The following is a 10,855-nucleotide window of genomic DNA, read 5'->3' on the forward strand; positions in this document are numbered from 1 at the left end:
AAGTCGTCAGGTCGGAGCCGTTCCGGCACCGGTCCGGGCGGACAGACCGCTCCGGCAAGTCCGATCGCCCTCGCCACCGCGGCCGCCGTGACCGGCGAATCGCCGGTCACCATCACGACCCGAACGCCCTTGTCCTGCAGGCTGGCGATGCACGCCGCGGCCTCGGGCCGCGGCAGATCGCTGAGCGCGATCAGGCCGGCGAGCCGCAACGCCCCCGGCTTCCCCTCGGCGACGCCGAGCACGCGATAACCCCGCGCCTCCAGCTCGGAGGCTTTTGCCGCGGCGACAGCGCATGGTTCGGCGATGGCGGCGACATAGGCGACCGCGCCTTTCACGACCCGCCGGACTGAACCGTCCGCAGCAATCACGGTCGCTTCCGCCATCTTGGTGGTGGGATCGAAGGGGACATAGGCACTCAGTTTCGGCAGGCGCGTAGGCTCGACTGGCCTCTCCGCCACCGCGTTGCGAATGGCGGCGTCAACCGGATCGAGGCCGCCGTCGGAACTGGCCAGCCGCGCCCACATCAGGACTTCGGCTTCGGAGTCGCTCCCCAACATCGCAACCAGGCTAACAGCCAGTTCGTTGCGCGTCAGCGTGCCGGTCTTGTCGACGCAGAGCACGTTCATCGTGGCGGCTTCGTCGACCGCGGAGAGCCGCGTCGGCAACACGCCATGGCGGCCCAGCGCCTGGGCGCCGATCGCGGTCGCCAGCGTGAACGTCGCCGGCAAGGCGACGGGCACCGAGGCAAGCAGCGCGATCAGACCCAGCGGGATCAGTTCGTGCAGCGGCATGTGAATCAATACGGCAAACACGATCAACAAGACCGCGAGTGTGCCGTTGATCCCTGCCAGGTACAAAACCACCCGCAGAACAGCCTTTTGCTGCGAGCTCGTGACATGCGCCGTGCGGACAAGTTCGGCAGTGCGTCCGAATCTTGTGTTTGCGCCTGTCGCCAGCACGTCGCCGACGGCTTCGCCCCGCCGCACCAGCCCGCCGGCATAGGCCTCATATCCGGGACCGGCTTCGACCGGGAGCGATTCTCCCGTCAGCATCGACTGGTCGAGCAGAACGGCTCCCTGTGCGAGCCGCACATCGGCTGCGACCACGCTGCCGAGCGTGAGCTTGACGACATCACCGGGAACCAGCTCGGCAGCGGGAACGATCTTCCATCGTCCGTCCCTGAGCACGGACGCGTTCAGGGCGAGGCGCAGCTTCAAGGCCGACAACGTCGCCTGCGCCCGGCCCTCCTGCAGGAAGCCGAGCACGGCATTGAACACGAGAAGCACGCCGATGATCGACGCCTCGATATATTCGCCGAGAATCAATTGCAGCACGATCGCCGCTTCGAGCAAGCACGGCACCGGGGCGGCGAACTTCGACAGCAGCACCCGCCACGCGCTGCGGTCGACATCGGCAGTGACGTTCGAACCGAACCGTGACAGCCGCCGCTGCGCTTCCTCGCTCGACAGGCCGGTGTGCCAGTCCGGCGATGCCCCTGCGGGCAAGTCGACATCGTCATGCATTTCTGGCGAAGCCTTAGTGCATTTTCCGGAAAGGCATGCCCTCGGGCCACGACCCGATGGGTGGACAACGGCTTTCCGTACCAGAGATCATGGCGTGATCGCATTGCTCGGCGTCGGCCGATCGGTGATCTGCTGGCCGAACAGACTGCCGACCAATTCGACCGCCATCCGCGCAGTGCGGCCACGCTCGTCCAGGAACGGGTTCAGCTCCACGATATCCACGGACCGCACCAGGCCGGAATCGTGCAGCATCTCCATGATCAGGTGTGCCTCCCGATAGGTCGCGCCGCCCGGCACCGTGGTCCCGACGCCGGGCGCAATGCCGGGGTCGAGAAAATCGACGTCAAAACTGACGTGCAGCACACCGTCATGGGCGCGCACCTTGTCGATGATGCGACGGATCAACACGCCGACACCGAACTCGTCAATCTGCCGCATATCGGCAACGCTGACGCGGCGATCGCGCAGCAGCTCCTTTTCCAGCCTGTCGATCGAGCGCGTCCCGAACAGCTCCAGCCGATCCGGTTCAATCGAGACGCGCGGCTGCTCGCCCAAAAGGCCATCAAGGCCGGCCTCGCCGCACAGGAACGCTGCGGCCATCCCGTGCATGTTGGCCGAGATCGTGGTCGCCGGCGTGTTGTAGTCCGCATGCGCGTCGAGCCAGAGAACGAAGAGCTCGCGGCCGATCTCCTGCCAATGGCGCGCCATGGCGTTGACCGAGCCCATCGACAGCGAATGATCGCCGCCAAGAAAGATCGGGATCGCGCCCGAGCGAGCAACTTCATAACCGCGTCGGCTGAGCGCGCGGGTCCAGCGCTGGATGTCGCGATAATGCCTGGCATTTTCAGGCGCCGCATCGGTGACGTCGACCATGTCGCCGACCGAAACATCGCCATGGTCCGCGACATCGACTCCCAAGCCCTCGAGCAAGGTCTGCAAACCGGCCGTGCGCAGGGCCGCGGGCCCCATCAGCGTGCCGCGCTGCGAGGCGCCCATGTCAATGGGCGCACCGAGCAGCGCGACGCATTTCGTCGGATCTTTGTTCGGCATCTCGGTCATCATCAACCCATGGACAGGACGGCTCTGCGGCCACGGTAACAGAGATTCTGTCGCCGCGTTCGCCGGCCCCGCCAAACCCCGGGGCTTGGCGGAACAAATTTCGCTGAGGGGCATTGCCTGCGGTGAAGCCGTCGCCCGCCGTTCAAAACGGCGCCTGCCGCAGATAGCCAAAGGTCGCCCGACCCGCTGTACAAAACACGCGCACGCGCGGATAGCCAAAGGCGGCGGCTTCATTGCTTCTCTTTCCGGTAGGCGACGCGGTCTACCGCCGAAACCCAAGGGGTATGCCAAGTGAATGTCGAAAAGCCCGAACCGATCCCACCACCCGGTATGGCTGCGGGCGCGCTTGATGGCGCGACCGACCTGTCCCGCTCGATCGCCGAAGTCACCAGCGCACTGCGCGCGGCGATTGACCGGCTCGGCGGGGCGATCGAGAACGCGAGACGGCCGGGCCAGCCGCTCGCGACTGTTGCCGCCGTGACGCGCGAGGCGCCGCTGGCAAGTCTGTTCGTGGCATTTTTGCTGGGGATCGCGGTCGCGCGGCGGCGCTAGCGTGCGCGAGATCCACCCACTCTGTCAGAATAGCTTCGGACCGCGGCGATCATGCCGGGATTCCCAGGTCAGGAGGTTTGCGGCCCCCACCATGATGGCGATCCCGGCGCTGCTGAGGGCGAGTTGCATGGCAAAGCCACCGGAAACCTCGACGATGCAGACGTGAGCGAGAAACGCCAGCAAAACGCCGATGCAGTAGATCGACAGCGAGTTTTCGCCGCACCTGATCAGCGCTATCATCAGCGGCCTGACCGGACCATGCCACTCCGGCGGCGTCAGGCGCGAAACCACGAAGGCGAGCGAGAGGAAATGCGCCAGCCGCACCGGGGCGAGGTGACTCTTGTAGATCGGGTAGATCAAACTCGTCACCCGTTCCGGGATCAGTCCACCGAGCGCCTTGAACTGCCAGCTCAAGGCGACGATGAGGCTGAATGCGAGACAGGCGATCGCCAGCGCCAGCAGCGTACGTGACCGCAGGATCGGGCGCAGCCGGTCGGTGCCTTCATAGGCGTACCAGCAGCCGATCACAAACAGGAACTGCCAGGCAAACGGATTGAAATACAGTTCCCCGCTCGGCCACGCCGGCACATGCCAGCTGAAGATCTGCACCATCAGATAAAGCAGAAACGACAAGGCCAGCGTCGCCGTGGCGCTTCGGGTCATCAGCCAGAGCAGCAGGGGAAAACTGAGATGCAGCAACGCGAACGTCAGCAATATGTCGGTATTGACCGGCGCAAATTGCAATGCCGCAACGTGGACGATCGTCGCGCCGGGATCGTGGAAAAAGAAACCCGTGTTGGTTTCGTCGAGATAGCGCTGGCCGCCGCCAACGATCCAGACCAGTGCAAAATAGGCAATCAGCAGCACCAGGAACGCGGCATAGATTTCCCAGCCGCGCCGCAACGCACGCACCGCCGTCGTCAGCCAGCCCTGCGTCGGGAGCGCCCCGCCGTAGGCGAGCATGCAGGTATAGCCGGAGATAAAAACGAACATCTCGCTGGTGTCGCTGAAGCCGTAATTGCGGAGCGTCAGCCAGCTTAGCGAATTATCGGGAACGTGATCGATGAAGATGAACCACAGCGCCAGTCCGCGGCAGGCATCCAGCCGCAGATCGCGGTGGTGCTCGCCGGCATGGATGGCGGGACGTCCAGTCGTCTCCAGCGCAGGATCGGAGACGGCCGCCATCATGACTTCGATCCTTCAGACATACCCGACGCGTTTGCCATTTTGCAGATTCGTGCGCGACTGTCTGTACGTCACCGCCGAGAGCGCTGCTGCAACCCCCTGCCGGCCCCATTGACGGACACTTTCGCCGGTCCCGCAACTCTGCGCGGGGCGGAAAAGCCCGGCTCATCGTGGTTTTCGGTGCCGTCGTTGTTGCGAAGAAGCAGCGACTGTCAGGGCCGGTTTTGATCTGGCGCAAGAAGCGTGCTCACGTTCTAACAGCCGCTGTTTCGCACTCGCGTCACCGCGGAGACGATCGAGGCAAGGGATGGAGTCCGACCGCGGTCATATGGTAATATGATACCTAAAGGCTTAGACCGCCCTCATCGGGTGATTGCTTCGGCAAGACTGCAGCCGCCCTCTTTCCTGCATATAATTTGCGCATAGCCGCACAATTTACATACCAAAACGAGAAATTAACCGTACTTGCCCGGATTGATTGAGCTTGGGAAATGTTGTTCTCGCAGGCTTTCGGGAACAGGGAAGCTTTGTGGTGATTCATAAGGGCGTAGAATACAACGTCGTGGCGACCGCCGAACCAGACATCTGGGAATGGCGGTTTGCAATCGGCGACAAGATCAAGACGGGCAAGACGCAAACGGGGCTGGTGGCGCTCGCCGCACGACGCGTCCAGTCCAAAATCGACGCGGCATTACGGGCAGCAAGATCGGCGTCGGCCGGATCACCCTGAGCCCAGCTCGCCGGTTTGCCGAAATTTAATCTCAGGAGCGACAATCCCACATCGCATGATAGGCGTTCCAACACCATGTCTTGAGTCAGAAGTGATCGGGGTTGGAAACCATGAAGAGGGCAATTGCAATCCTCGCCTGCCTTTGTGTGCTGGTGGGCGCCGAATATTTCACCATCAGCAAATGGGCGATTCGGCATGAAACACTGAATCTGTTTGACAAGGTGCGGCAGCGGCCGGTCTCGGTCGACCTTGCCGTGCGGCGCGATTACGAAATGAAGGCCGACAACGGCCTCTGGAAGCTCCCGGTCGCCATCATCAGCAACGGCAACACCGTCAGGAACACCGAGTATTCCTTCCTCGCCAACGTTCTGGCTGCGCGGGGCTATCTGGTGGCGAGCATCCAGCAAGACCTCCCCAGCGATCCGCCTTTGATGACCAAGGTCGGCCTGCCCTATGTCGGCCGGCGCGGAATCTATGAACGCTGCGAATCCAACATCCTCTTCGTGCTCGGCGAGCTGCAAAAGCTGCAGCCGAACGCCGACTATGATCATCTGACGCTGGTGGGACATTCCAACGGCGGCGATGTTTCGATGTACGTCGCCATGCACCATCCGGAGCTGGTGTCGAAGGTGATCACGCTGGACAATCTGCGCGTGCCGTTCGTGCTCAGCAACAGGTTGAAGATCCTGTCATTCCGTTCCAAGGATCCACACTTCAAGACCGATCCGGGTGTGCTGCCAACGCCCGCGCAAGCCAAGGCGGAGGGCATCGACATCATCAACACCGGCGCACAGCATACGGATCTCAGCGACCGCGGACCTCAGTCCGTGAAGGAAAAAATCCAGGCAACGCTCGACAAGTTCCTCGGCGCCAACGCAAGCAGCGACCTCGCATCGGTCGATACGGACCAACCCGCAGTCACCAACCCCGGCGACTACTGACATCAGGCGCCTGCGAGAACGCCTTGCCCATCATCCGGCGACGGCAGCTTCATGAGACGGATCAATGCGGCTCGCCGTCTGATCATCGGGATGTTGGAAGCTGCTGAAATCCGTCGTCATCGACCCTTCGCATTTCCCGGGCTCCTGTTGCGGTTGAGCGCGGCTCCCCAAAAGCGGCCCTCGGCCGATCGGCCAGCAACGGCATCGCGGTGAGCCGCCGATGTCGTTTTGACAGGGATCAACGGCCGGCAGTCGGCATCTGCGAAAAGCGTGGATCGCAGGAAGTCAAAAAGGAGCATCGGATGCAAACACGCTTGAGACACATTCTTGCCGTGATTGTCGCAGCGGGGCTCGGCGAAGTACCGGCAATGGCAGCCGACGCCAGTCACGGCAGTGATCTCGCCAAGCGCTGGTGCAGTTCCTGCCATCTCGTAGACAGCAACCAGAAGCAGGCCGATGCCGACGTTCCGTCATTCGCCGCGATTGCCAGCAAATCAGACTTTACACCGGAAAAGGTGGCTTTCTTCCTGCTCGATCCCCACCCGAAGATGCCGAATTTCCTGCTGAGCCGAACCGAGGCCGCGGACATCGCGGCCTATGTCAGTTCGCTGCGCAAATAGGCAGCTCAAACCGGAGCGGCGGTCCAAATGCAAATCCCTGCCGGTTTGGCCGACAGGGATCAGCAGAAAGGATGACGGACGGCGGGCGAGTTGACCCGGTGGCCCATCATGGACCTGCCGGACGATTGAAATACCCCGCGAGAGCGCGCGCAAGCTTTTTTTGCAGCTGCGAAGGCAGAATTTCAGGGTTTGGGGGCTTTCGCCACGTCTTTCGCTGCGGACATGACCTGGCCGGAGATCTGTCTCATGTGCTCCCCGGCAGTGGTAAACTGGCTTCGCAAGAACTCGGACTGAATCCGCATCGCTTCCTGGAGGTCGCTGGCGTGCACGAGCTTTCGCGCATGTTCGAATGCCGCCTTCATGTTCTGCTCGGTGAACGACAACGCCTGCTTGGAGATATCGGATCCCGGGCCTGGAATCGAGGTGACGGACTTGCTCGCTGCATCGAAGAACATTCCGAACGCCTTTTCCGCTTGCTCGATGCTCTTTTCGGCCAATTCCCGCAGTTCGGCAGGGACTTCAAGTTTAGGTTCAGCCATGATCAATATCCTCCCGGTACGGAATAGCGGTAGCACACTTGCCGAGCGGCGTCATGCAATTCAGATCCGTTTTCGGGACGATCAGGACCTCGTCGGTGAGATGATATTCGACGCCGCTGGCTTGGGGGTGCTTCCGCATTCGGCTCGCAAAAAAGCTAAATCAGGAAGACCGGTCGCGGCCTAAAGGTCGAGCGCCCTTTCGCGGGCAATCTGAAGCAGGCTTTCGATCGAGGCGATATGTTCGTCGAAGACGTTCCTCACCTCGGGATCGCTCATCTTCATCGCGATCTCGCGCGCATGCTGCGCGGCAAGATCCAGCAACAGGATCGCGTTGCGAATGTCGCGCTTGGTCCTTGATTGCAGCTCAGCGAAGCGGGACGCGAGTTCCGGAGCTACGGCATAGGCCGCCTGACCATGCGGAGCGGGAGCTTGCGCGTCCGCCGCCCGCATCCGGAATTTCACGACGTTCGGCATTGGCTGCCCCGACGACCAAGATTCAAAACGAACTATCGACAAAGTAACCGGCCAAATTTACCGGGTACTTAGGTCGATCAACGATTCTCGCACCGGATTCCGCCACAACCTGCAGGGGACAGTTAACTACGCGCCGCCTCGGCGGCGACGCAGAGGCGGAAGATGAGCCGCGCCAGCATGAACAGGGCTTTGACCTGGCGCTTTCGAGAGCCGGCACCGGCCACAATCATGGATTGTTTGCGTCCGCACCTGAGTGTGCAGCGGCGGATCGTCTGATCACGCCCTGCTTGATTGAATGGGTCAAGCTTGCTGGCCTCATCCCGAAAAACGCCGTCGATACTCGGACGGTGTCACGCCGAGATGCCTGAGGAACGCCCGTCGCATCCGTTCGTCGTCACCAAAGCCGGCGCGTTTGGCGACCTCGACCACGCCGCCGATACGCCTGCTTTCGAGCAGCAGCCTCGCGGTCTCCACACGCAGCGCCTCGACGCCGTTGGCCGGGGTCATTCCGGTGCGATTGACGTAAGTGCGGGCAAACGTTCGCAGCGTCATTCCGGCCCGCTCCGCCAGCGTTTCCACCCTGAGATCGCTGGCGATGTTCTCGATGATCCAGGCATGCAATGCGCTGAAGCGCCCCTCGGCATCGGAGGCTTGCGCCGCGAGCACCGTGGAAAACTGGCTTTGACCGCCAGGGCGTTTGAGAAACACCACAAGCCGTCGCGCGACGTCGAGCGCGATGGTGTGGCCGAAATCCTGCTCGATCATCGCCAGCGCCAGGTCGATGCCGGCGCTGACGCCCGCGGAGGACCACACGCGTCCATCCTGGACGAAGATCGCATTCGGCTCGACCCGGATCTTGGGGAAGCTGTCCTGCAATCGTGGACAGAACCGCCAATGCGTCACCGCGCGCTTGCCATCCAGAACACCGGTCCAGGCCAGCACAAAGGCTCCGAGACACACCGAGGCGATCCGCCGCGCCTTCGGCAGCGTTTGTGCGATCCACTTCATCAGCACCGCGTCGTGCCGCAGCTCCCATATGCCGGGGCCACCGGGCACTATGAGCGTATCGACCTGCTGCGGCCGCACGCTCGCGATCGGCGAGGTATCGATCATCATCCCGACATCGGTCGGGACCAGTCCGCCAGTGACTGAAACATAGGATAACGCATAGCCCGGCGCCGGCAATTCGATGGCCTCCAGTTCGGCGAACACCTGGGCCGGTCCCGAGATATCGAGCAGCGTTACTCCCGGAAAGGCGAGAATCGCCACCCGCCTTGAGGGCGTCTTTTCGCTCGGTTCGTGCCGTCGGGATTTGGCAGATGATTTGACGGCGAACTTGGCAGATTTCGAGGGCATATTGTCCTTTAAGCCATCGGAGGGCCACCTGTATAGCTCGAGCTGGAAAGTTGGAGTTCTGCTCATGTTGCGAAATCCAGGCAGCCAGGCTCAAGCCAAAGCTCAGCCCCAAGGTCACTCCCAAGGTGCCCGCGACGACGACGCCTTTGCATCGTCATGGGCCGGCTACACGACCTTCAGCTTTCCGGATGCATCATGCATCAGCGAAAACGGCCGGCAGCCCTTGATGGATGCGATGAACCGCATCATCGCCGTCAACTGGAAGGCGACCGAACCGCATTGGACCACGACGTCCTCTCCATTCGACGGCAAATACGGCGTGATCCTGGTTTACGACGGGTCTGAGCTTGCCGCGTTTTCGGTCTATCGGATGCTCCGGGTTGCAGGATCACTTGCCATCTACCGTAGCGGCACCGAGGTACTTCCAGCCTATCAGGGCCGCGGCCTCTACGGTTTCTTCACCTCCGAAATCCTGAAACGCTCGGTTCCCGGTCGGGGCGAAGCCGGCATCCTCTACGGCTGGCGGACCCGCAACCCGATCGTGTGGGCGGCAAACGCCAAGATCTGCGAGAAGGTCGTGCCCTCCCTGCTCGTCGAGCGCCGCGATCCCGCATTGCAGGCAGCCTGCATCGAGATGTGCGCCTCGCTCTACCCGGGCAAGCAGCTCGAAGTGCCTGGCATGATCATGCGCGGCGCCTACGGTCACATCAAGCATCACCCACAAGCCTATCGCGGCACGGCGTCGCTGGTCGACGCGGCGATGTCCCGTCTGATTCCGGATTCGGCGGATGCGCTGTTTTCCGTGGGCTATGCGACGGCGTGATGTCGATGCCCGGCCAGCAAGCCACCTTCGCACCCACTCGCCGTGTCAGTGATCGGGCCTATCTGGCCTGGGCGACGGTGGCGGTCGCCTATGCGATCGCATTCCTGCAGCGCGTGTCACCGCAATCCGTCGGCTTGAGCTTCATGGCGGATTTCAAGACCGACGCCGCCGGCGTCGCGATGCTCGCCTCGAGTTACTTCTGGGGTTACACCCTGATGCAGATCCCGGCCGGCCTTCTGGTCGACCGCTACGGCGTCAAGCGCGTCGTGCTTGCCAGCATGGTGGCGTCCTCGATTGGCAGCGCCGCATTCGCGCTGGCGCCGAACCTGTTCGACGTCTTTGTCGCGCGGCTTGTCGTCGCCTGCGGCGATGCTCTGGTGTTTACGGCGCTGCTGAAACTGGTGGCGCAGAGTTTCGCCGACGAGCGGTTCGGAGTCATGTCGGGCATCTCGCAGGTGTCGGGCTATATCGGCGGTGTCGTTGCCACGACACCGCTCGCCGCGGCCGTCGGCGGCTTCGGCTGGCGCGCCTGCTTCATCCTCATCGCCTGCGTCGGAGCTGCCAACCTGGGCTTTGCGTCGCTGACGCTCAAACCCGCGCCGGCCGCGCACAGCAACAAGACGCTGAAAAGCGTTCTCTGGGCGAGCTGGCGGGCGCTTGCGCAACTCTCGAACTGGGGCTGCGCGATGAGCTTCGCGTCGCACTTCGCCGTCGTGACGACGCTGTCCGGCGTATGGGGCATCCCGATGGTGGCACATTTTTTCAACATATCGCCGTCGGCGGCGGGCACACCCCTGCTCGCCTTCATGGTCGGCAACGCCGCAGGCTCGATCTTTTTGGGCCACGCCGCCGACCGTGCGGGAACCGCGCTCGACAACGCGTTGATCGGCATCTGCCTGCTGCGGATGCTGCTGATCGCGATGCTCCTGCCGCCATTGGCGCACGCGGCGGGGCTGCTCTATGTCGGCATCGTCTTTGCGGCACTCGGTCTGGTTGCAGGGGGCACCGTCCCACTGGTGCTCAAATGCACCAAGCGTCTCTACACCGCGGAGC

The 10,855-nt window shown here is 62.6% G+C and carries 12 protein-coding genes; 6 read left to right on the forward strand and 6 right to left on the reverse strand.

What is annotated here, in order from left to right:
- Together WCB02_RS06485 and rocF are read right to left on the reverse strand one after the other, a co-directional pair.
- Positions 1 to 1,523 (reverse strand): HAD-IC family P-type ATPase (locus WCB02_RS06485; protein ID WP_423957010.1); only part of this gene is annotated, 1,523 nt, incomplete at its 3' end.
- An 87-nt stretch (positions 1,524 to 1,610) separates the two neighbouring features.
- Positions 1,611 to 2,573 (reverse strand): arginase, encoded by a 963-nt coding sequence (gene rocF / locus WCB02_RS06490; RefSeq protein WP_423957011.1) that lies wholly within the window; start codon positions 2,571 to 2,573, stop codon positions 1,611 to 1,613.
- Positions 2,574 to 2,873: 300 nt separating this feature from the next.
- On the opposite strand from rocF, the gene WCB02_RS06495 reads away from it, so the two are divergent.
- Positions 2,874 to 3,134 (forward strand): hypothetical protein, encoded by a 261-nt coding sequence (locus WCB02_RS06495; protein WP_423957012.1) that lies wholly within the window; start codon positions 2,874 to 2,876, stop codon positions 3,132 to 3,134.
- A 24-nt stretch (positions 3,135 to 3,158) separates the two neighbouring features.
- Here WCB02_RS06495 and WCB02_RS06500 read toward each other — a convergent pair whose 3' ends face one another.
- A complete protein-coding gene (locus WCB02_RS06500; RefSeq protein WP_423957013.1) occupies positions 3,159 to 4,322 on the reverse strand; it encodes an OpgC domain-containing protein in 1,164 nt (387 codons plus the stop codon).
- A 559-nt stretch (positions 4,323 to 4,881) separates the two neighbouring features.
- Here WCB02_RS06500 and WCB02_RS06505 point away from each other — a divergent pair.
- The 3 genes from WCB02_RS06505 to WCB02_RS06515 all read left to right on the forward strand — a co-directional run bounded on the left by WCB02_RS06505 (position 4,882) and on the right by WCB02_RS06515 (position 6,610).
- Positions 4,882 to 5,049, forward strand: a complete 168-nt coding sequence (locus tag WCB02_RS06505) for a hypothetical protein (RefSeq protein ID WP_423957014.1) — start codon at positions 4,882 to 4,884, stop codon at positions 5,047 to 5,049.
- 110 nt (positions 5,050 to 5,159) lie between these two features.
- On the forward strand, positions 5,160 to 5,990 hold the full coding sequence (locus tag WCB02_RS06510; RefSeq protein ID WP_423957015.1) for an alpha/beta hydrolase: 831 nt from the start codon (positions 5,160 to 5,162) through the stop codon (positions 5,988 to 5,990).
- 302 nt (positions 5,991 to 6,292) lie between these two features.
- The gene (locus WCB02_RS06515) at positions 6,293 to 6,610 is read left to right on the forward strand and encodes a c-type cytochrome (protein ID WP_423957016.1); all 318 of its coding nucleotides are present in this window, start codon (positions 6,293 to 6,295) and stop codon (positions 6,608 to 6,610) included.
- A gap of 182 nt (positions 6,611 to 6,792) precedes the next feature.
- On the opposite strand, the gene WCB02_RS06520 is transcribed toward WCB02_RS06515, so the two are convergent.
- From WCB02_RS06520 to WCB02_RS06530, 3 genes are all read right to left on the reverse strand, one after another.
- Positions 6,793 to 7,149 (reverse strand): phasin, encoded by a 357-nt coding sequence (locus tag WCB02_RS06520; protein ID WP_423957021.1) that lies wholly within the window; start codon positions 7,147 to 7,149, stop codon positions 6,793 to 6,795.
- A 180-nt stretch (positions 7,150 to 7,329) separates the two neighbouring features.
- Entirely contained in the window at positions 7,330 to 7,623 is a 294-nt protein-coding gene (locus WCB02_RS06525) for a hypothetical protein (RefSeq protein WP_423957017.1), read from the reverse strand.
- 315 nt (positions 7,624 to 7,938) lie between these two features.
- On the reverse strand, positions 7,939 to 8,979 hold the full coding sequence (locus tag WCB02_RS06530; protein ID WP_423957018.1) for a GlxA family transcriptional regulator: 1,041 nt from the start codon (positions 8,977 to 8,979) through the stop codon (positions 7,939 to 7,941).
- 64 nt (positions 8,980 to 9,043) lie between these two features.
- On the opposite strand from WCB02_RS06530, the gene WCB02_RS06535 reads away from it, so the two are divergent.
- On the forward strand, positions 9,044 to 9,802 hold the full coding sequence (locus tag WCB02_RS06535) for a hypothetical protein (protein WP_423957019.1): 759 nt from the start codon (positions 9,044 to 9,046) through the stop codon (positions 9,800 to 9,802).
- Positions 9,803 to 9,807: 5 nt separating this feature from the next.
- On the forward strand, positions 9,808 to 10,855 hold a 1,048-nt coding region (locus tag WCB02_RS06540), incomplete at its 3' end, for an MFS transporter (RefSeq protein WP_423957020.1).

The sequence above is a fragment of the Bradyrhizobium sp. genome (assembly GCF_049581145.1).
In the GTDB taxonomy this organism is placed as follows: domain Bacteria; phylum Pseudomonadota; class Alphaproteobacteria; order Rhizobiales; family Xanthobacteraceae; genus Bradyrhizobium.